Raw genomic sequence first — 20,939 nt, 5'->3', positions numbered from 1 at the left:
CACCTGGTGATCGTTTGCTCTTCGGTCACGTTCAACGGACGAGCAGGAGAGGAAGCCGTGATCTTCAAACGGATGCTGGGAGCCTTCGGTGTCGGGGCCCCGTCGGTGGACACCGTCCTGTCCACCCCCCGCGTGCAACCCGGTGGGCTGCTGCGCGGCGAGGTAAGGATCAAGGGCGGCGACTTCGACGCCGACATCGAGTACATCACGCTTGGCCTGGTCACCCGGGTGGAATCTGAGCACGGCGAGGGTGAGCAGATCGGCCTGATGGAACTTCACCGTACACAGGTCTCTGGACCGTTCCGGCTGCGCAGCGGGGAGGACAGGACCGTCCCCTTCCAGTTCCCCGTCCCCTGGGAGGCGCCGATCACCGAGATCGCCGGGCAGCACCTGCACGGCATGGGCATGGGGGTGCGCACCGAGCTGGCGATCGCCGCGGCGGTCGACAAGGGCGACATGGACCCGGTCGAGATCGAGCCGCTGGCCTCCCAGGAGGCGTTCCTGCGGGCGTTCTCCCAGCTCGGCTTCCACTTCAAGAGCGCCGACCTGGAGCATGGCCACATCTACGGGGTGAGCCAGCAGCTGCCGTTCTACCAGGAGATCGAGTTCTACCCGCCGCCCGCCTACTCCGGGCAGATCAACGAGGTCGAGCTGACCTTCATCGCCAACCCTGGTGGGCTGGACATCGTCCTGGAGGCCGACAAGCGTACCGGCGGCTACGGCTCCGGCGGTGACGCCTTCGGCCGCTGGCAGACCAGCCACCAGGAGGCGGCGCACCGCGACTGGGCCTCGGAGATCAACGGCTGGCTGGCCGCGCTGTCCCAGTACTCGCACGGCGGCGGCGGTCACTACGGCGGCCACGCCCCGTACGCCCACCAGGGCGGCCACGCCCCGTACGCCCACGGCGGTGGCCACGACCCGTACGCCCACCAGGGTGGTCACCACGGCGGTCACGGTGGTCACGGCGGCCCGGGAATGGGAGCGGTGGTGGCCGCCGGCGCGGCCGGCCTGGTCGGCGGCTACGTGGCCGCCGAGCTGGTCGAGGAGATCTTCGAAGACGAGGAAGAGGAGGAGTGACCGTGCCGGGTCCCGCCCGGTGAGCCCGGGCGGGGCAGGACGGTGACGGCCCGCCCCGCGACCTCGCGGGGCGGGCCGTCGTCATCCACTCAATCCGCCAGGTCCACGGTGTCGCGCAGCCTGGTCGGCTTGAGGAGGAGCACGGCGACGACGCCCACCGCGGCGATCGCGGCGGAGATCAGGAAGATGTGCCCGGTGGCATCGCCGTACGCCGCGCGCACGACGGTCCTCGCGGCTTCGGGCAGCGCCTCAAGGTTGAGGGTGCTGCCCCCGGAGCCGGACGGCCGGATGCCCGCCTTCGCGAAGCCCTCGGCGATACCGGTGGCCACCCGGCTGGCCAGGACCGCGCCCAGCACCGAGACTCCGATGGTGCCGCCCAGCGAGCGGAAGAAGGTGATGGCGCCACTGGCGGCGCCCAGTTCCCGCAGCGGGACGACGTTCTGGATGACCAGCACCAGGTTCTGCATGGACATGCCGACGCCGATGCCGACCAGCATCATCGCGGCCGAGATGAGCACCAGCGAGGTCTCGTGGTCGATGAGGGACAGGCCGAGGAATCCGAGGGTGAGCACCACGGAACCCGTCACGATGTACGGCTTGACCTTGCCGCTCTTGGACACGAGCCGCCCGGAGATCGTGGAGGAGAGCAGCACGCCGAACATCATCGGGATGGTCAGCAGCCCGGCCTGGGTGGGGCTGTAGCCACGACCGATCTGGAAGTACTGCCCCAGGAAGACCGCTCCGCCGAACATCGCCATGCCCACCGCGAGGCTGGCCACGATGGCCAGGGCAGGGGTGCGCCTGCGGACGATGTGTATCGGCACGACCGGCTCGCTGACCCGTGACTCCACCCAGGTGGCGACGGCCAGGATCAGAATCCCGCCGCCGGCCATGACCGCGGTCTGCCAGGAGATCCAGTCGAAGGAGTTGCCGACGAAGGTGATCCAGATGAGCAGGACGCTGACGCCCGCGGCGATCAGCGTGGCGCCCGCGTAGTCGATCTTGACATTCGGGCGGCGGACCGAGACCACCTTGAGCGTCTTGTGCAGCAGGACGAAGGCGATCGCCGTGAACGGCACGGCGACGAAGAAGCACCAGCGCCAGCCCAGCCATGAGGTGTCGGCGATCAGGCCGCCGAGGAGCGGGCCACCCACGGTGGCCACGGCCATCACCCCGCCCAGATAGCCGTTGTAGCGTCCCCGCTCCTTGGGGCTGATCATCGCGGCGATGATGACCTGGACCAGGACCTGCAGGGCCCCCATACCCAGGCCCTGGATGGCGCGGAAGGCGATGAGCTGGCCGGCGTTCTGCGCGAACCCGCAGGCCAGCGAGCTGAGCATGAAGATGACGATGGAGATCTGGAGGAGCAGCTTCTTGCTGAACAGGTCCGCCAGCCGGCCCCAGATCGGGGTGGAGGCGGTCGCGGCGAGCAGTGACGCGGTGATCACCCAGGTGTACTGGGACTGGGTCCCGTCGAGCGCGCCGATGATCTGCGGCAGCGCCACCGACACGATCGTGCCGCTGATCATCGCGACGAACAGCACCAGAAGCAGGCCGCTGAGCGCTTCGAGAATCTGCCGATGAGTCATCGGCTCCGTGCTTTGCGGCATGACCGCTTGGGTGCTCACACGACCTCCACGTACGGGTGACTGGAACAGGCCATGACACCATACATGCCCATTGAGAAAGTTTGCCCACTGGGCACGTATGGTGCCAGGCGTTAGGCTGTCCGTGTTATGCAGATCACAATGGGGTTGCGCGAGCGCAAGAAGGCCGAGACGCGGCAGGCGGTTCACGAGGCCGCGCTACGGCTGACCGTGGAGCACGGCCTGGACCACGTCACCGTCGAGGCCATCGCCGACGCCGCCAACATCTCGCGACGAACCTTCTCCAACTACTTCACCGGCAAGGAGGACGCCCTCCTCTACGGCGACGAGCAGCGCGTCCGCCTGCTGCTCGAGCGGGTCCGCACCCGCCCCGCCGAGGAATCGGCCTGGCGGGCGCTGCGCGGAGCGGTACACGATCTCTACAGCGAAATGGGCGGACCGGAAAGGGAGTGGGTGATCCGCGCCAGGCTCGCCAAGAGGCACCCCTCGCTCCTGGCCAGGCAACTGGCCAACCACGCCAACCTCGAACGCGAGCTCGCCCAGGTCATCGCAGAGCGCGGCGGCGACTCCGAGACCAGCGCCCGATCTCGGGTGATGGCGGCCGCCTTCCTGGTCTCGCTGCGCATCGCCACGCACATGTGGACCGAAGAGTACGAGACCCGAACCCTGCGCGAGGTCATGGACGACGTCTTGGACGAGATGGCTCACCCCTTCGACGGGGAGTGAACCGCGTCGGTTCTCGTGCCGCTCCCGAAGGCCCGGCCACCGATAAGGGCCGCCCGTACGAAGTTCCCAGGCCTTCGTGCGGGCGGCTCACCCGAAGATCGCCTGGGCGAGGGTGAGACCGGCGAACACCGCTCCCAGGCCGGCGACGATCGAGGCGACGACGTTGGCGACGGCGAAGAACACCGCGCCGGTCTCGGCCAGCCGCAGCGTCTCGTAGGAGAACGTCGAGTACGTGGTCAGCGCCCCGCAGAAGCCGGTGCCCAGCAGCAACTGCACGCCGGTGCCCACCACCCCGGACAGCGCGGCCCCGGCCAGGACGCCCAGGATCAGCGAGCCGGCCACGTTGACCGTGAAGGTGCCCCAGGGGAAGACCGTGTCGTGGCGTGCCTGCACGGCCCGGTCGGTCAGGTATCGCAACGGCGCGCCGACCGCGCCGCCGAGCAGCACCAGCAGCCAGTTCACTGGGCCCGTCCGGCACGGGGGCGAACGACCTCGACCTCGTCCAGAACGGCCAGGCTCTCGGTGAGCAGGTCGTCCAGCCGAGGCAGGAAGGCGCGGATCCGCTCCTCGGTATCGATGATCACGATGGTCACCGGCAGGTCGTCGGTCATCGACAGCAACCGGGTGGTGTGCACGATCGAGGTGGTTCCGAAACCCTCCACGCCGCGGAAGACCGATGCCCCGGCCAGCCCGGCGGCATGGGCGCGGTGCACGATCTCGCTGTACAGGGGTCGGTGGCGCCAGGTGTCGGTGTCGTCGGTGAAGATCGTCAACCGCAGCGCCCGTCCAGGCGGGATCATCGCATTCTCCTCACTAGGAGCCGGCGGGTGGCCCACGCGCCGGTGACCACCGCGGCCAGGGCCGCCAGGAGCGTCGCCGCCAGGTAGCCGAGCGCCAGGCCGGTCCTGCCGCCGGAGACCAGGCGCTCGATGTCCAGGCAGTAGGTGGAGAAGGTGGTGAACCCGCCCAGCACTCCGGTGGCGAGGAACGGCCGCACCCAGGCCGGTGCCGTCCACACCTCGGTCAGCACCACCAGCAGGACCCCGATCAGCAGGCAGCCCACCACATTGACGCAGAACGTGGTCCACGGGAAGGAGCCGGCCGCGGTCGGCCACAGCAGGGCGGCACCGTAACGGGCGCCCGTGCCGATCGCGCCACCGGCGGCGATCACCGCCAGGACACCGTAGTGCGAGCGACGCGGCTCGGGGGGATCGACGGGCTCGGTCACTGTCTCGAACCTCGCCTGTTTCGAGCGCATGCCTCTCCCTACACGCGGTGGATGCCCGACACGACCTATCAGCGAGTAGGGATCGCCGGCGGCAGCGGGGTGCCGCGCCTCGAGGACGGGCGGGCCGCACCGGCACGGAACCTCGGCCCTGCTCAGCCTAGCGCGATCACGTCCCGATCACCGTCACCGCCGCTCAGGACACCGTGTGGCAGGACCGTCCAGCCGCCGAAGGTACCCGATAACAGAGATGAAGTCCCATAGGTCACAATGATCGCCGGAGGTGGTGATGGTGATGCGGCACGGGGTCGCGGCGATCCTGATCTCGGCGGCGGCGTTCGGGCTCATGCCCGTCTTCGCCTCCTTCGCGTACGGCACGGGGATGTCGGTGACGACGCTCCTCATGCTGCGGTTCGCGATCGCGACGGCGGTGTTCCTCGGATGGCTGGGAGCGCGCGGCAGGCTCGGGCGGCTGACCGGACGGCAGTGGGCGACCCTCGCGCTGCTGGGCGGCGGCATGTACGCGGCCCAGTCGCTGCTCTACTTCACGGCGGTCCAGCGCATCTCGCCGGCCCTCGCCGTACTGCTGCTGTACCTGTATCCGGCGCTCGTGTCCATCCTGTCGGCGGTGATGGAGCGCACTCGCATGAGCTGGACCGTCGCCGGGCCGATCCTGGTGTCACTGGCCGGGCTGACCCTGGTGGTGGGCCGGCTGGACACCGGCCTCGACGTTCCCGGTCTGCTCGCGGCGGTCGGGGCCGCCGTGGCCTACGCCCTGTACATCATCGTGGGCAGCCGGGTCTCCGCCTCGCTGTCCCCCTCGGTCACCACGGCCTACCTGTCGATGTTCGCCACCGGCTCGTTCGCGCTGCTCGGGCTGGCATCGGGCGGGCTGGACCTCGGCTTCGCGCCGGCGGGCTGGGTCTGGGCGACGGCGGTGGCGCTCGTGTCGACGGTGCTCGCGATCGCCCTGTTCTTCGCCGGGGCCACGACGCTCGGCCCGGTACGCGCGTCGATTCTCAGCATGCTGGAGCCCGTCGTGACGGTGCTCGCCACCTGGCTGCTGCTGGGCGGGACCCTGACCTGGCAGCAACTCGCGGGGGGCGCGGTGGTGCTGGCCGGCGCCCTCTGGGGCATCCTGGCGAGCTCGGCCCGCGGCACCTCCCCGGCTGCGGAGGAGACCGCCGTGGAGGCGTCCGCCTAGCACCCGCAACCGGTCGGACAGCACTTCTTGTAGCCTGGCTACCGCGCCGGCGGCGTCCCCGGCCCGCCCCCGCCGGAACGCGAGACTGTGCCGGCCGTACGGCGGCGGAGCAGGCGCGGTATGGCGACGGTGAGCATGCCGACGCCGGCGGAGCCGGTCAGGGCGACGACGAAGATCACTGTGGGACGCCAAGGCCAGCCGGCCCCGGAAAGGCGCAGCTGTCCGACGGGATATTCGGAGAACTTGGCGGTGGTCCGGGCCGTGGCGCTGTCGGCATGGGCGGCGAGGTCACGGAGCATCGGGTCGAAACCGAACTCGCCGTCCCGCCGGCCGCCGCCGGGCAGTTCCGGTGTGAGACTCCGTCCTGACGCCCAGCTCGCCAGGGCGGGCGTCAGGACGCCGCGCACGCCCGGAACCACGAACCGGTCCACACGCGGCACCGCCGTCCCCGCTGGTTCGGTGAGCAGGACCACACCGTGCCGCGTGGTGACCGTTCCGGTGGCGCCGATCGGGATCGCGCGGGCGCTGAAGGAGACACCGGAGTAGACCTCGAACGCCGCGGCGGCGTCGATCTCTCCCACTCCCTCCACCAGCCCGATGCCGATCGTGGGGCGCCACCAGGGGAACGCCGCGTTCAGCACGTACGGCAGGTCGGACAGGGCGAGGTGGTTCGGGGTGATCGCGGTGGAGCCGTCCAGACTCCAGCCGGGATAGTGGAGCGCGCTCCCGATCCGCTGGGCCTCCGCCGCGCCCGCGAACCGCTCGACCAGGCGTAGCGCGCCGACGGTGCCGGAGGTGATGCCCGCCGTGGTGGTGATCGCGCCGTCCTCCACATAGCGTTCGCCGCTCTGCCAGCGCACCTTGGGGTGGTTCCGCTTCAGGGAGCCGATGTTGGCCCAGAAGGAGGTCGCCCGGCGATTGTCGAGCACACCGGCGGCCGCGAGGAGTTCCGAGCCCGCGCAGACGCCCAGCAGGCGGGCGCCGTACCGGGACCGCGCGGCGATCCACTCACGCAACGGCTTCTCCGCCGTGCCGGTGGGATCGATGACGGCGGGCACCACCACCACGTCCGGTTCGGAAACGGCGCCTGTCCCGATCTCTTCCAGGGTGTGGTCGGGCAGCAGGTGCAGGCCGCCGGAAAGCGGGGACGGGGTTCGCCGGGCCGCGACGGTGTAGACGGCGAATCCTTCCGACCGGGCGAAGACCTCGTAGGGGGCGAGAACGTCGGCGGAGACCGAACCGGCGTTGCTGACCACGATCGCGACAGTGATCCGTCCGCCGGGTATCGCCTTGGGGGCCGGCCAGCCCCGGGCAGGCGGGCGCTGCTGAGACAGGGGGTAGCTCTGGCCCATCACGGTGGTGACACCGGCGGCGCAGATCCCGCCCAGGGAGGCGAGGAACAAGGCGGCGCCCAGCAGGACACGCCCGATCCGGCGCACGACGGGCGTGGTCAGACCGCTGTGGACAGGGGACACCGGAGGCTCTCTTCCGTGAAGGCCTTTGAGGCATGGCGAGATCACGGCAGCGCGATCGGCGCCGTGAAAGGGGAATCAGGATGAGGTATGCCGCTCAGCGCGCGTGCTTGCGCGCCGCGGACGGGGGCATCCCGTACCAGGCGGAGAACAGGCGGCGGAAGTGCCGAACATCGCGGAAGCCGCAACGGCTCGCTACGGCATCCACGCCGAGGTCCGTGTCGGCCAGCAGTCTCGAAGCCCGTTCCAGGCGCAGTCGCTGCTGGTATTCCAGGGGGCTGATGCCGATCGACGTGCTGAACGCCCGGCTCAGACCGCGCGGGGACAGGTGTGCCACCGCGGCCAACTCGGCGAGGGTGTGCGGGGTGTCCAGGTGCTGGGCGAGATGGTCCTGTACGCGGTGGACGGCCGGATGCAGGTGCGAACGGTGCTGGAGAAAGGGACTGATCTGGGTCGCCGAACCGTTTCGCCGCAGATAGACCACCAGTTCCCGGGCGACCGCGGCGGCGAGGGCGGGGCCGTGGTCGCGTTCCACCAGCGACAGCGCCAGATCGATCCCGGCTGAGATCCCCGCGCTGGTGCTCACCGGGCCGTCGTGGACGTACAGCACCCCGTCCTGGACCCGGGCCGCCGGATATCTCTGCCGCATCGCCTCGATGAGCGACCAGTGGGTGGTGCACCGGCGTCCGTCCAGCAGCCCTGCCTCGCCCAACGCCGCCGCGCCGCTGCACACCGACGCTATCCGGGCCCCGCAGCGCTGTGCCGTACGCAGCCATTGCGTCACCGAGTCGGAAACCAACGGCTCGCTCGGCCGAAGATCCCTCAGCCGGGGTCCCGGCACCAGCACCAGGTCACCGGGCTCGGTCGGCGGCAGACCGCCGAGTCCGGCCAGCCTCAGTCCCTGTGCCGACACCGCCTCTTCGGTATCGGACACGAACTCCAGCCGGTAATCGGCACCCAGATGCGCCGCGGCGTCGAAGACCTGCGCAGGACCGCCCAGGTCCAGCAGGTTCACGTCCGGCAGGACCAGCACCACCACCCGGCCCGTACTCGTCACTCGCTCACTCACGGTGCCTACGCTAGACCGCCCGCACCATGATCCGGGAGGGCTGTACGTACTGTGCATCGGACGGATCAGGCACTCGTCGATCCGTCCGGTGCGTAGTCGGTGACGAGCGTCGTCCTGCTCGGCCCGGCCTTGGTGCTGTTCTCCTTCGGCCTCATGGCGGAATCCTGGGCGATGAAGATCGGAGCGGGCGCGCCGGTGGCGGTCATGACCGGAGGATTCACACTCAACCGGTGAAGCGCCGGTCAGACCGGCGCGGCCCGGTTCGAGGTCGGCCGCTCAGCGCTTGTCGCGGTGCTGGTCGAGCAGGCGGATGAGCAGGCTCATGGTGGCGGCGCCGGCGGCGCCGCCACTGAGTAGGGCAGTGGGCCAGGCGGTGCCGGCGGCCAGGGTGAGCGCGCAGGCGATGGCCGTCACCAGCGCGGTGGTGGTCAAGGTGAGAAGCACGGGTACGGAGAACATCGGGGTCGCTCCTGAGGTGGCGTCGCCGGGGATCCGGCGGTCTGGTCATCGGCCCAGAACGCGATGAGCTCGGTCTCGGTGAGCTCGTCAGCCGGGCGGTTGGGCGGAATGCGTCCGGTGGTCAAGGCCCACACCGTCACCAGCAAGGTCAGTAGCTGGTCGTCGTTGTGAACCCACGGCGGGGGTGGGGAGCCCGGCCGGGTGCCGGTGACGCGGAGAAAGGCAGGCGAAGCAGTCAGGGCGTGCGCCATGGGCTTTCTCCTTCATCGTCGGCACTGAGGGGTGCGATCAACGATGAAGGTGCCGCCATCTGGGCCGCTACCGGTTCAAACATGTCCGGAAGAGACCGGATAAATACCCTTTTGTAAGGTGAGAAATATTTACGTTCTCGACGCCGATATCCCTTCGTCCCGGCCTGGCGGGCAGGATTTTCGGCGTCCTTCGGGGCGGTCCGCCTCCATCCGGTCTCATCCGGACCCATCCGGATCGCTCCGATGTCATCCGGACTCATCCGGATGCCTCCGGACTGTGTACTTACAGGTCAACGGCCGTTAATTCCGGACGAAGCGGAATGTGCGATCTCCCTCAGCCTGGCCGCCGATTAATGCCAATATGACTCCCGCTACTACTTGTAGATCGCGGATCACTCATTTCCGGCTAAGGGCGATGGCTGAACAACATCGTGTTGCGGCGCTACGCGCCTTCGTCGATCAGCTCAACGAGCTGCGTGGCCTGGCTGGCTCCCCGACGCTGTCTCGACTGCACACGCTGTCGATGCGCATTCCAGAGGACAACGAGGGCAGGGGGCTGGCGCCAAGCACTACCCACGACATCCTGACCGGCAAACGCAAACGCGCCCCGGCATGGGCGTGGGTGGCGTCCTTCGTGGCCGCCTGTACGGTGGCCGCCGAGCAGACCGGCCTGGATGTGCAGGCCATGGGCGACACCCGGACCTGGTATCAGAGCTGGCGAGCCGCCCATGACGCCCGGCCCGATCCACCGGCTGCGCCCACCGCGCCTGCCAGGCCGGCCCTCACCACGCCGCCGCCGGGACCGGCCTCCGTCCCGTTCGCCGCCTCGCCCCCACCCGCGCAACGGCCCGAGGCCGAGCAGCTGCCGCCCGCGCGGCCGACGGGCAGGAGAGCACCGCGCCGGTCGAGTACCACGATCGTGTTCGCGCCGCTCCCCGCGGCCCGGCAGCGGTTGTTGCGGATCTACGGCAGGACCGGCACCCGCCTGCTGACCCACAGCGAGGCCGGCAACGGCGATGACTGCATGCGCCTGGCCGTCATCGCGCTGCTGAAAGGCTGGCCCCAGGAGGCGCGCCAGTGGCTGCGCCAGGCCGGCGACGCCGGTCACCCCGCCGCACCGGGCCTGTTCGATGACCCCGACCGCCTGCGGGCGGCTGCCGAACTCGCCTACCGCTACGGCCACCACTACCAATGCTCGGATCCGAGCAAGCTCAGCGTCGCGATGTTCTTCTACCGGCTGGCCAGCGACTGTGGTCATGCCGAGGCCGCCTATCGCCTCGCGAGGATTCACCGGGCCAAGGACGAGGACTGGGCGGCCGCGAGCTTGTTCAGCCGCGCGGCCGGCAACGGTCACCCCGAGGCCGCCGCCGAGTTCGACGGCGCCTCCGAACAGCTCACCCAGCCCCCGTGGAACGCCGAGGGCGCGCTGCCCATCGGCCTGATCGAAGAACAGGAACCCGCTACGGAGCCGCCCTCGCCGGCTGTTGATCCTCCCGCGGAATTCACCTGAGGCGGCTCGAAGACCACCGGCGCCGCCCATCACCCCGGCCACCGGCAAGCGACACGGTGAGACGGTGAGAACGACGTCGATGCCCGTCACGAAAGGGCAGGCAGGCTCGAACCGGCCTAAGCCGACGATCAGGATCTTGTCCCTTCCCCTCGGACGAGGGCGGCTCTTCTGCAGCGACCGACCTCCAGCAAAGTGTCTATCAGTGATCACCTTGTCACTTCAGGTGAATTCCTTAATTTCCCTGATTCTTCACACCGCACTTTCATCCCGAAACGGCCGCCCGCACGACATCGGATGGCACGGGCCGGCCTTCCGCTTCGACAAGACCCCCGAGAGCCACCTCGCCGGCCTTCAGCTGCTCAGGGCCATTCTGAAGATCCGAATTCCGTACCGGCCCTAGTTCGGTACGTCCCGCGCACCGGCGCCCACGGCGAGGTCGGCACCTCCCCGCAGTTCGCGGCGGAGCACGAGGGCGTGGCGGAGGTAGTTCCGCGCCAGGCGGGTACGGCCCGCCGACCGGTGCAGCTCGCCGAGCGTCTGGACCGTGGCGGCCTCCCCGCTCCGGTCTCCGAGCCGCTGGAAGATCAGCAAAGAGCGCTCCAGCTGGTCGGAGGCGTGCGACCGGTCACCGCGGACCACCTGCAGGCCGCCCAGCCCCTGCATGGCGTAGGCCCCGCAGTGCAGGTCGCCGAGGCCTTCGAAGATGTCCAGCGCACGCCCCTGGAAGCGCATCGCCCGGCTGGGGTCCGCCCCCAGATCGTGCAGCCGCCCGAACTGCATGGACACGCAGCCCTCGCGATGGGAGTCACCGATCTCCCTGGCCAGCCGCAGCGCCGCGTCCAGCCAGTTCGAGGCCTGCCGCAGGTCGCCCGAGGCCAGGCAGGCCCGCCCGATGGCCTGCCGCGCGTAGGCCTCGCCGCTCTGGTCTCCCATGGCGAGGAACATGGCCAGAGCCTGCCGGAAGTACCCGAGCGCCCGGAGATTCTCGCCGCAGAACTGGTTGACCGCCCCCAGCCCGCAGATCGAGGTCGCCTCCCCCCGCCTGTCCCCCAGCTCGTGGAAGATCCTGAGGGATCGCCGGAACATCTCCGTCGCCTCGGCGTAGCGGTCCTGGTAGAGGCTCACCTGGGCCAGGCCGCGGAGCATGGCCGCCTCGCCGTGGCGGTCCTTGGCCAGGCACGCGGCCTCCAGGGCGATCCGGTGGGTGGAGCGCCACTCGTCGAAGTGGCAGCGCAGGTCGAAGTAGGGGACGAGTGCCGCGGCGAGCCCCCACGCCGATCCGGCCAGTCCGGCGTCGGCGGCGAGGCGTACCGCCCCCACCAGCGCGTCGTGCTCGGCGTCGAACCAGGACAGCGGGTCGGCGGTCAGGCGGCCGAGGGTGTCCTCGGCCAGGTGCCAGCGGGTGGCCGAGGCCGAGGTCAGGCTGAAGAGCGTGGTCGGCAGCCGCGCGGTCGCGCTCTCGGTGGTGGCCGTCCACGCGCCGAGCACCCTGATGAGCGCGTGCCGATCCGAGGCGCCGCCGGCCTTCTCCCTGGCGTTGCAGCGGACCAGGTCGTACAGCCGGTAGCGCGGCTGGCCGATCGGGTCGGTCCCGACCAGCTGGAGCAGGTTCGCGTCGACCAGGGCATCCGTCACCTCGTCGGCCCGGTGCCGGCCCAGTGCGGCGTCGACCACCCAGCCGGGCAGGGACTGCGGGCCCAGGAGGCCGAGCGCACGAAAGGCACGTGCCGCGTCCTCGGGCAGCAGCCGGTAGCTACGGTCGAGGCTGACCCGCACTCCCAGATCCCCGGCGCGCAGCTCGCTGAGCCGGTTCGACTCGACCTCCAGCCGCTGCCGCAGCACTCCGAGCGACCAGCCGGGCCGCCCCGCCAGCCGCGCCCCGGCGATCCTGACGGCCAGCGGCAGGTGGCAGCAGGCCGTCAGGATCGCCGAGGCGGCCTCCCTCTCCTGTTCCAGCCGCTCGGGCCCGACGATCGCGGCCAGGAGGTCCTCTGCCTCCCGCGGCGACAGGACGTCCAGTTCAAGCTGGAGCGCCCCGGGCAGTTCGGTGATCCGCCGCCGGCTTGTCACGAGTACCGCACAGCCGTTGCCCGGCAGCAGCGGCCGTACCTGGGCGGCGTCTGCGGCGTCGTCGAGGAAGACGAGCATCGGGCGCTCGGCCAGCAGGGACCGGTAGAGCGCGGCACGTTCGCGTTCGGTGCCCGGCAGGTCCGCCGCATCGGCGCCCAGCGCCCGCAGTGCCTCGGCCAGCAGCTCACCGGGGTCCGCGGGCACCGGGTCGGTCCCACGGAGATCGAGGTAGAGCTGCCCTGCCGGATATCCGGCCCGTACGGCATGCGCGCAGTGCACGGCCAGCGCCGACTTGCCCACGCCCGGTGCCCCCGTGACCACGACGATCGAAGGCGGTCCGGCCGGCGGGCGCTCCGCGAAGGTCAGCGCCCGCGTGAGGAGGGCGACGCTCTCGGCCCTGCCGGTGAAGTCCGGCACGTCAGAGGGGAGTTGCCGGGGAGCGGCGAGAGCCGGAGGATGGCCCGGCACGGCCACGGTGGGCAGGGGTTCTCCCGCCAGGATGGCCGAGTGCGCCCGGCGCAGATCCGCGCCGGGTTCGACGCCGAGCTCGGTGACCAGCTGCCGCCTGACCGTGGTGTAGGTGTGCAGGGCCTCGGCCTGCCTGCCGCTCCGGTGCAGGGCGAGCATCAGCTGCCGCCAGAGGTCCTCGCGGAAGGGATGCTCCTTCAGCAGCCCGCGCAGCTCGCCGATCGCGCCTGCGTGGTCGCCCCGCTCCAGTCTCAGGGCGACCAGTTCCTCGGCGGCGCCGAGCCGTGCCTCCGCCAGCGACTGCAGGCGGCCGTCCCAGAGCGGGCTGCCCGGCAGCTCGGCGAGCGGTGTTCCGCGCCACAGCGCGAGCGCCCGGCGGAGCCGGTCGAAGGCCTCGTCCGTACGGCCCGCCGCGCGCGCCCTGGCGAGCAGGTCCTCAAAAAGCAGCACGTCGAGCTGTTCGGGTGCCAGCTCGATCACGTAGCCGGGCGGACGGGCCTGGATCCGCGCGCCAGCCGCCGCCAGCACGCCCCGGAGCGAGCTCACGTAGGTGCGGAGGTTCGCCTGGGCGGACCGTGGCCGCTGCCGGGGCCACAGCACCTCGACGAGGAGGTCCGCGCCGACCACGCGGTCCGCGTTGAGCAGCAGCGACGCCAGCAGGATCCTGGGCTTCGTACCGGCGATGCGGAGAGACCGTCCCGAGCTCCGGACTTCGAGGGTGCCGAGCACGTTGAACGTGGGCTGATCGACCACCATGACCGCATTCACTCCTCTTGTGGAGGCGCTGCAACCATTCATCGGGCTGTGTTGTACGGGTCGGATAGGCCTTTATATCGATTTTGGATGATTTTTGTATCGCTAATCCGGACCCTGGACCCCGGCAAGAGCCTTTCGGAGAGAACTAACAGACAGTGCACGGCACCGGTCAGGGCTCGGCCCGCCGGGCCTGCGGGAAAGGATCCGCATGAGACTCAACGGGGTACTCACGGCGGGGTTCGCCCTGCTCCTCGGTCTCGCCGGCGGTGCCGTCACGGCCCCGGCCGCCGGCGCGGCGGCACTGGGAGACCCGGCGCCGGCCAACAGCGCGGCGGACCCCGCGCCGAGCGACGAGATGAGCATCCTGGCGACCAACTTCCAGCTGCCCTTCCCCTGCGGACAGGCCTGGACGGGCAACTCCAGCGCCAGCAGCGCGCACCAGTCATGGGAGATCGACTTCAACCGGGGCAGTACCGCCGACGCCGACCTGGGCGACACCGTGGTCGCCGCGGCGGCGGGCACGGTCTCCATCTCCGCCCACCAGGGATCGACCAACGGCTTCGGGAACCTGGTCAAGATCGACCACGGCAGCGGCTGGTCCACCTACTACGCGCATCTGAACTCGCGCTCGGTGAGCGCGGGTGCCACGGTCTCCCAGGGCCAGAAGATCGGCACGGTCGGCAACACCAGCAAGCCCGGTAACAACATCTCGCCCCACCTGCACTACGAGGTCCGGCTGGGCACCAGCTACCCGTCCAACATTCAAAAGGCCGTCTTCAACGGGGCCACGTTCGGCTACCCCGCCCAGACGGTGACCTCCAAGAACTGCGGCGGTTCCACCAACCCGTACACCCCGCAGGAGGTGTGCGGTTCCGGCTACGACGTGATCGACTCCGCGGCACTGGGGTCGGCGGGCACCGTCTACCTGCTCTACAACGGCTCCAACGGCTACAACTGCGTGACCACGATCAAGAGCAGTTCCATCGGCACCGCGACGGCCACCAGCGCCTACCTGGAGGTGCAGGGCAGCACCCGCGTCACCGACTCGGGCAACTTCGCCTACTACGCCGGCCCGATACGCGCCTCCGGAGCCGGCAAGTGCGTCAAGTGGGGCGGCAAGGCGGGCTCCACCGGCTACGACAGCCCCTTCGAACACTGCGGCTAGATCCGTCGCGGACGTGACGGGGGAAGCGGGGCCGTACTGACCGGGGCCGGCCCCGCTTCCGGTTTCGCGGCTCGCGATCGCCAGGTCAGATCCTGGCGTTCCGCCGCAGGATGTCGATGGCGCGGACCGTGGTGTGGCCGCGCCAGTCGAGAGAGCCCGCGGGCGAGATCCTGGCGTAGTCGACGGTCCAGCCGCCGTCCTCCTGTTGCAGACCGGCCAGGCGGTCGAGGTCGGCGGAGATCACCTCGGGGGCGAACAACTCCCGCGCCGGCCCACCGGGGTAGGGGGCGAAGTCGAGCGGATGCAGCGTCTCCTCCTCGGTGCCACCCTCGACGTGCACCCGGCCGTCGGCGGGAAGGTACTTGCCGAGGCGGCGCAGGAGATCGGCCGCCTCGGGCAGGCGACCGTGCACGACGTCCAGGAACCGCACCGCGAAGGCCAGCACGTACGCGGAGGGCGCCGCCTCGACCGCCTCGATCTCGGCCAGGCAGTACCTGGTGGCCCGCTCCAGCCAGGAATGGGCGGCCACGGCGGGATCGTGGACGGCGACGCGGTGCGCGACGGCGGCGGACACCGCGGTGATCTGCAACGACGACACCGAGGGGTCGGCTTCCCGCCACCAGGGGGCGCAACCGGCGGTGCCGGTCAGCGGCAACACGAACGGCAGTCCCCCGTCGGGCAGGGACACCGACTCCAGCCAGTCGCACAGCGCCACGGCCCGCGACGTGGTGGCAGGGGCGATGTCCTCGAACACCTCGAAGGCGTGCGCCGCGGCCCCGGTCTGGCTCTCGCTGGAGCGCAGGTCGGGCTCCAGGCCCCAGCCGTAGCCGCCGTCGGGGTTGCGATGGCCGTCCAGGGCGGCCAGCACGGCGGCGGGGTCCTCCTGGCCCATCAGCACCTCGAAACGGCGGCGGTCCAGGACACGCGCGTGCGTGGCCATGAAGGCGTCCGCCGCGGCAAGGTCGACGTTCATCTGAATTCTCCCGGTGTGCGATGGCGGTGAAGCGGGGGGCCGGGCCGGTGAGGGCCGGCCCCCGCTCCGGCCGTGGGCCGCGGATCAGGCGTTCATCCTGCTCCGGCCGCCGGGCCGGTGTCTTGCAGGAATCGGTCACCGGGGCGACACGCGGGCGTCAGGATCCGCTCCCTTACTGTTCCGGCTCAACATAATGTGTTTGCGCCGCGCTCCGGCTCGGATAGTGTTGCCGCCTCCAGCAATGGACCTATCGAGGAGGTGAGACCCATTACCGCTGTGTCAGGTCGGGTGCTCTCATCTCACGACCGTGCGGTTCACCGGGCATAGGTGACCGGGAGAGCACCCTTCGGCATCCCGAAAGGCTCTCGTGTCTTCTCCTCTGTCCCCTTGCCTCCGGTCCGCCATCGTCACCAGGCTCCGGGCCGCCGGTTGCGTGTTCGCCGAGGACGAGGCGGACCTGCTCATCTCCACGGCACGGACTCCGTCCGACCTCACCGCCATGGTGGACCGCCGGGTCGCCGGCCTGCCTCTCGAACACGTCCTCGGCTGGGCGGAGTTCTGTGGCCTGCGGATAGCCGTGGACCCCGGAGTCTTCGTACCCCGGCGGCGCACCGAGTTCCTCATCCACCAGGCCGTCGCCGTCCAGGACCGACAGGCCCCCCGGACGCAGGTCGTCGTCGACCTGTGCTGTGGCTCGGGAGCGGTGGGCGCCGCGCTGGTCGCGGCGCTGGAGCGGGTCGAGTTGCACGCCGTCGACATCGACCCCGCCGCGGTGCGGTGCGCCCGCCGCAACGTCGCCGCCACCGGCGGTCAGGTGTACGGGGGTGACCTCTACGCACCGCTGCCCGGCACGCTGCGGGGGCGTGTCGACCTCCTGGTCGCCAGCGCCCCCTACGTACCCACCGAGGCGATCGGGCTGCTGCCCCCGGAGGCCCGCATCCACGAACCCCGGGTGGCACTCGACGGTGGCGAGGACGGCCTTGACGTCGTACGGCGCCTGGCCGCCGCGGCGCCACTGTGGCTGGCACCGGACGGCCATCTGCTGGTCGAGACGAGCGAGCGCCAGGCGCCGCGGACCATCGAGGCCTTCACCCGCAACGGGCTGATCCCGAGGGTGGCCGGTTCCGACGAGTTGGACGCCACGGTCGTCATCGGAACCAGGCCCACCTCCCGGCCCCTGCGCCGATGAGCCGGACGAGGCCGGTACCCGTGCCGTTCGGGTACCGGCCTCGCCGGGGTCACGGACAGTCCTGACCGGCGCTCCGCTGGGGCGTGTGACCGCCGGCCATCCACAGGCCCGGCAAACGGGTCAGCTGAGGACGCGTAGCCGGAGGTTCGTCGCTCCGGGCGCCTGGGTCACGCTGAGGCGTTCGAGCCTGATGTTGGTCCCACCCGGATGATCGAACAGCCGGACGCCGTCGCCGAGCAGGACGGGCGCGATGAACACGAGGATCTCGTCGAGCACGCCCGCGTCAAGGCACTGCCGGGCCACCTGGGCTCCGAGGACGCCGACGTACCTGTCACCCGCGGCGGCCTTGGCCGCGGCGACACCGCTGTCGAGGTCACCGACGAAGGTGACGCCCGGCACCGGCGTGTCCGGCGCCTTGTGGGTGAGCACGAACTGCTGCCCGGTCCACCCCCCGCCGTACGGCTCGCCCTGCTGCTCGGTGCCCCTGTGCGGATCGTCGCCGCCGAAGGTGCGGTTGCCGACGAGCAGCGCACCGGTCTGGTCCATGATCTCCTCCACCATCGGGTTGGGCCCGAGGTGCCCGGCCAACCAGGACATGTCACCTCCCGGACCGGCGATGAAGCCGTCCAGCGACATGGTGCACTGGTACTGCAACTTACCCATGACCTACCTCCGCCGAGATCGATTCGACTGATCCCCGTTGAGACGGCGGACCGCGCGAAAACTCATCGGTGCGCCGGTGCCGCGTCACGTCCCTGGAACCACACCGGCCGGCCACCAGGTCCGGACGGTCAGCGGACCTTCCCCAGCTGCGGTTTACCGGGCTTCTCCCGGGTGGAGGGCGCGCGGTGTCGCAGCAGCACCTCGGCGAGGAGTTCGGCGAGGTGGACCGGCTGCGCGCGGGTGCCGGACTCGATCTGGGTACGGCAGGAGAAACCATCGGCGAGGATCCTGGTGTCCCGGCCTACGTCGCGCACGGCGGGCCACAGGCCCAGCTCGGCTATCCGGGTCGATATCTCGTGGTGTCCGCGTTCGAAGCCGAAGTTGCCGGCGAGGCCGCAGCAGCCGACGTCCAGTACCTCGACCTCGACCCCGACGCGTTCCAGCAGCCTGGCGTCGGCGTCGAAGCCCCAGATGGCGTGCTGGTGACAGTGCGGCTGGGCGATCGCGTGGATCCCCGTGCCCGGTGGCGGAGCGGTCGGCACCCGATCCAGAAGCATCTCCGACAGCGATCTGGTCTGTTCACCCAGCAGCTTCACGTCGGGGTCGCCGGAGAGCAGTTCGGGCGCGTCGGAGCGCAGGACGGCCGCGCAGCTGGGCTCCAGCGCGACGACCGGCACCCCCCGCCGCAGCCGGGGCGCCAGCGCCGCCACCGTCCGGCGCAGGACGCGCTTGGCCGTGGCGAGCTGGCCGGTGGAGATCCAGGTGAGCCCGCAGCACAACGGCACCGGTGGCGCCTCGACCCGGTATCCGTACGCCTCCAGCAGGCGCACCGCCGCCTTGGCCGCGCCGGGATTGAAGTTGTCGGTGAAGGTGTCCGGCCACAGCACGACCTGGTCGCCTCCGGCCGTGGGCCGGTGGTCCCTGAACCAGTCGGTGAAGCGCTGGGCGGCGAACCGCGGCAGCTCGCGGCGCCGGTCCACACCGCCGGCGAGCTTGACGATCCGGGCCAGGCCGGGCGCGTGGGTGAGCGCGTTGACCGCTCCGGGCGCGGCCGAGGCGAGCCTCGCCCACAGCGGCAGCCAGCCCATCGAGTAGTGCGCGGCCGGCCGCGGCCGCCGGCGGTAGTGGTGGGAGAGGAACTCGGCCTTGTAGGTGGCCATGTCCACGTGGACCGGGCATTCACCCCGGCATCCCTTGCAGGCCAGGCACAGGTCGAGCGCCTCGTGCACCTCCTCGGAACGCCAGCCGCCGGTGATGGTCTCGCCGCGCATCATCTCCATCAGGATGCGGGCCCGGCCGCGGGTGCTGTGCTTCTCCTCCCGGGTGACCCGGTAGCTGGGGCACATCACCCCGCCGGAGCTGGAACGACATTTGCCGACGCCGACGCAGCGGGCGGCGGCGTGGGTGAACCGGTGATGATCCGCCGGGTAGTCGAAGTGCGTCTCCGGCTCCTTCGGGTGGTAGTCGAGGTGATCGAGGTTCTCGTCCAGCCGGTACGGTTTGACGATCTTTCCGGGGTTCATCCGCCAGGTGGGATCCCAGATCCGCTTGAAGTCGCCGAACAGCTGGACGATCTCGTGGCCGAACATGATCGGCAGCAGCTCGCCGCGGGACTGCCCGTCGCCGTGCTCACCGGACAGCGACCCTCCGTAGGAGGCGACGAGATGCGCGGCCTCCTCCACGAACCGGCGGTACTTCGCCACCCCTTCGGGATCGTCCAGATCGAACGGCGTGCGGGTGTGCACGCACCCCTGCCCGAAATGCCCGTAAAGAGAACTGTTGTGGTAGCCGAACCGGTGCAGGAGTTCCTGGAAGTCGCGCAGGTAGTCGCCGAGCCGGTCCGGCGGGACCGCCGCGTCCTCCCACCCTTCGTGGGTGTCCGGGTTGTCCGGCGGGTAGGCGGTCACCCCCAGCCCGGCCTCACGGATCCTCCATATCCGCTCCTCATCGGCCGGATCGTCGAAGTAGGCGGTGTGCGCGCGCCCGGCGCTCTCGGCCAGCCTGCGGGCGCGGTCGTCGGCCTTCTGCCGGGTGGCGCCGCCGAACCGCACCATCAGCCAGCCGGACCCCTCGGGCAGCCTGTCCAGCACGCCCTCACCTGCGACCCGCTCCACCCGGGCCAGGTCCATCAACTCGTGGTCGAGCCCCTCCAGGGCCAGCGGCCGGTGCGCCACGATCTCCGGCACCATGTCGCCGGCCGTGGCGAGGTCCGGGTAGCCCAGCACCACCAGCGACTGGAACGGCGGCACCTCGAACAGCCTGATCTCCGCTCGCAGCACCGTGACCAGCGTCGACTCGCTGCCCACCAGCGCCTGGGCCACGTTGAAACCGTTCTCGGGCAGCAGCGAGTCCAGGTTGTAGCCCGAGACTCGACGCGGAATGTCCGGATAACGGGTGCGGATCAGCGCGAGGTGCTCGTCGCGCAGCTCCCGCATCGCCCGGTAGATCTCCGCCCTCCGGCCACCCTGCCCGAGAATCCGCTCGTACTCCTCATCGGAGGTCTCGCCGACCCACATGCGCAGGCCGTCGTAGGTGAGCACCTCCAGGCGGATCACCGAGTCGACCATCTTCCCGTACGCCTGCGCCGAGGCCCCGCACGAGTTGTTGCCGATCATCCCGCCGATCGTGCAGGTGTCGTGAGTGGCCGGCTTCGGGCCGACCATCAACCGGCGATCCGCGAGCTCGGCGTTGAGGTCGTCCAGGCAGACGCCCGGCTCGACCAGTGCTCGCTCGCCGTCCACCGACAGCAACCGCGTGCAGTACTTCGACCAGTCGATCACCACGCCCTCGTTGCAGCACTGCCCGGCCAGGCTGGTACCGCCGCCGCGGGAGTGCACCGGCACCTCGTACTCGTGGCAGACGCACACCGCCTGGACCGCGGCGTCAACGGTACGGGGCAGCACGACCACGGACGGCGTCTGCCGGTAGTTCGAGGAGTCGTGGGCGTAGGCGGCCAGCGACCCCTCGTCGCGCCGCACCTCTCCGTCCACCCGCGCACTAAGATCGCGATAAAGCGACATGTTTACCCACATACCCGGCATCTCGCCAAGGAAAT

The 20,939-nt window shown here is 70.4% G+C and carries 18 protein-coding genes; 6 read left to right on the top strand and 12 right to left on the bottom strand.

Going from position 1 to position 20,939, the window contains the following annotated elements:
- Positions 1–57: 57 nt before the first annotated feature.
- The gene (locus ABT130_RS09430; protein ID WP_350954247.1) at positions 58–1,077 is read left to right on the top strand and encodes a sporulation protein; all 1,020 of its coding nucleotides are present in this window, start codon (positions 58–60) and stop codon (positions 1,075–1,077) included.
- A gap of 89 nt (positions 1,078–1,166) precedes the next feature.
- On the opposite strand, the gene ABT130_RS09425 is transcribed toward ABT130_RS09430, so the two are convergent.
- The gene (locus ABT130_RS09425; protein ID WP_502992111.1) at positions 1,167–2,705 is read right to left on the bottom strand and encodes an MDR family MFS transporter; all 1,539 of its coding nucleotides are present in this window, start codon (positions 2,703–2,705) and stop codon (positions 1,167–1,169) included.
- Between the two features lie 108 nt (positions 2,706–2,813).
- On the opposite strand from ABT130_RS09425, the gene ABT130_RS09420 reads away from it, so the two are divergent.
- Positions 2,814–3,410 (top strand): TetR/AcrR family transcriptional regulator, encoded by a 597-nt coding sequence (locus ABT130_RS09420; RefSeq protein WP_350954245.1) that lies wholly within the window; start codon positions 2,814–2,816, stop codon positions 3,408–3,410.
- A gap of 87 nt (positions 3,411–3,497) precedes the next feature.
- Here ABT130_RS09420 and crcB read toward each other — a convergent pair whose 3' ends face one another.
- From crcB to ABT130_RS09405, 3 genes are read right to left on the bottom strand one after another with little or no spacing between them, the layout of a single operon-like run.
- Positions 3,498–3,872, bottom strand: coding sequence for a fluoride efflux transporter CrcB (gene crcB, locus ABT130_RS09415; RefSeq protein WP_350925173.1), 375 nt, complete (start codon positions 3,870–3,872; stop codon positions 3,498–3,500).
- Positions 3,869–4,210: a DUF190 domain-containing protein gene (locus ABT130_RS09410; protein WP_350925171.1), complete on the bottom strand. Its 342-nt coding sequence runs from the start codon at positions 4,208–4,210 to the stop codon at positions 3,869–3,871. Before ABT130_RS09410 ends, crcB begins: the two co-directional genes overlap by 4 nt.
- A complete protein-coding gene (locus ABT130_RS09405) occupies positions 4,207–4,668 on the bottom strand; it encodes a FluC/FEX family fluoride channel (RefSeq protein WP_350925169.1) in 462 nt (153 codons plus the stop codon). Before ABT130_RS09405 ends, ABT130_RS09410 begins: the two co-directional genes overlap by 4 nt.
- 256 nt (positions 4,669–4,924) lie before the next feature.
- Between ABT130_RS09405 and ABT130_RS09400 the strand changes: the two genes are divergently transcribed.
- Entirely contained in the window at positions 4,925–5,839 is a 915-nt protein-coding gene (locus ABT130_RS09400; protein ID WP_350954243.1) for a DMT family transporter, read from the top strand.
- A gap of 38 nt (positions 5,840–5,877) precedes the next feature.
- Here the strand turns inward: ABT130_RS09400 and ABT130_RS09395 are convergent, their stop codons facing one another.
- From ABT130_RS09395 to ABT130_RS09380, 4 genes are all read right to left on the bottom strand, one after another.
- Positions 5,878–7,314, bottom strand: coding sequence for a DJ-1/PfpI family protein (locus ABT130_RS09395; protein ID WP_350954241.1), 1,437 nt, complete (start codon positions 7,312–7,314; stop codon positions 5,878–5,880).
- Between the two features lie 94 nt (positions 7,315–7,408).
- Entirely contained in the window at positions 7,409–8,380 is a 972-nt protein-coding gene (locus ABT130_RS09390) for a GlxA family transcriptional regulator (RefSeq protein ID WP_350954239.1), read from the bottom strand.
- Between the two features lie 65 nt (positions 8,381–8,445).
- Positions 8,446–8,586 carry a hypothetical protein gene (locus ABT130_RS09385; protein WP_350954237.1) on the bottom strand — a complete coding sequence of 47 codons (141 nt, stop codon included), beginning with the start codon at positions 8,584–8,586 and terminating at the stop codon, positions 8,446–8,448.
- A 70-nt stretch (positions 8,587–8,656) separates the two neighbouring features.
- Positions 8,657–8,839, bottom strand: coding sequence for a hypothetical protein (locus tag ABT130_RS09380; RefSeq protein WP_350925159.1), 183 nt, complete (start codon positions 8,837–8,839; stop codon positions 8,657–8,659).
- Positions 8,840–9,505: 666 nt separating this feature from the next.
- Between ABT130_RS09380 and ABT130_RS09375 the strand changes: the two genes are divergently transcribed.
- Entirely contained in the window at positions 9,506–10,600 is a 1,095-nt protein-coding gene (locus ABT130_RS09375) for an SEL1-like repeat protein (RefSeq protein ID WP_350954235.1), read from the top strand.
- 396 nt (positions 10,601–10,996) lie between these two features.
- On the opposite strand, the gene ABT130_RS09370 is transcribed toward ABT130_RS09375, so the two are convergent.
- Complete coding sequence (locus ABT130_RS09370) at positions 10,997–13,894, bottom strand: AfsR/SARP family transcriptional regulator (RefSeq protein WP_350954233.1); 2,898 nt, start codon at positions 13,892–13,894, stop codon at positions 10,997–10,999.
- Positions 13,895–14,102: 208 nt separating this feature from the next.
- Between ABT130_RS09370 and ABT130_RS09365 the strand changes: the two genes are divergently transcribed.
- The gene (locus ABT130_RS09365) at positions 14,103–15,059 is read left to right on the top strand and encodes a M23 family metallopeptidase (protein ID WP_350954231.1); all 957 of its coding nucleotides are present in this window, start codon (positions 14,103–14,105) and stop codon (positions 15,057–15,059) included.
- A gap of 85 nt (positions 15,060–15,144) precedes the next feature.
- On the opposite strand, the gene ABT130_RS09360 is transcribed toward ABT130_RS09365, so the two are convergent.
- Complete coding sequence (locus ABT130_RS09360; RefSeq protein WP_350925147.1) at positions 15,145–16,032, bottom strand: prenyltransferase/squalene oxidase repeat-containing protein; 888 nt, start codon at positions 16,030–16,032, stop codon at positions 15,145–15,147.
- A gap of 367 nt (positions 16,033–16,399) precedes the next feature.
- Here ABT130_RS09360 and ABT130_RS09355 point away from each other — a divergent pair, with 367 nt between their 5' ends.
- Positions 16,400–17,221, top strand: a complete 822-nt coding sequence (locus tag ABT130_RS09355) for a putative protein N(5)-glutamine methyltransferase (RefSeq protein ID WP_350954229.1) — start codon at positions 16,400–16,402, stop codon at positions 17,219–17,221.
- A 120-nt stretch (positions 17,222–17,341) separates the two neighbouring features.
- Here ABT130_RS09355 and ABT130_RS09350 read toward each other — a convergent pair whose 3' ends face one another.
- Both ABT130_RS09350 and ABT130_RS09345 read right to left on the bottom strand, forming a co-directional pair.
- The gene (locus tag ABT130_RS09350) at positions 17,342–17,884 is read right to left on the bottom strand and encodes a dihydrofolate reductase family protein (RefSeq protein WP_350954227.1); all 543 of its coding nucleotides are present in this window, start codon (positions 17,882–17,884) and stop codon (positions 17,342–17,344) included.
- A gap of 128 nt (positions 17,885–18,012) precedes the next feature.
- On the bottom strand, positions 18,013–20,904 hold the full coding sequence (locus ABT130_RS09345; RefSeq protein ID WP_350954225.1) for an FAD-binding and (Fe-S)-binding domain-containing protein: 2,892 nt from the start codon (positions 20,902–20,904) through the stop codon (positions 18,013–18,015).
- Between the last annotated feature and the right edge of the window lie 35 nt (positions 20,905–20,939).

Source organism: Streptosporangium sp. NPDC001681, assembly GCF_040298085.1.
Lineage (GTDB): Bacteria > Actinomycetota > Actinomycetes > Streptosporangiales > Streptosporangiaceae > Streptosporangium.
The sequence above is the reverse complement of the archived record's forward strand: the minus strand, read 5'-3'. Positions and strand labels throughout refer to the sequence as shown.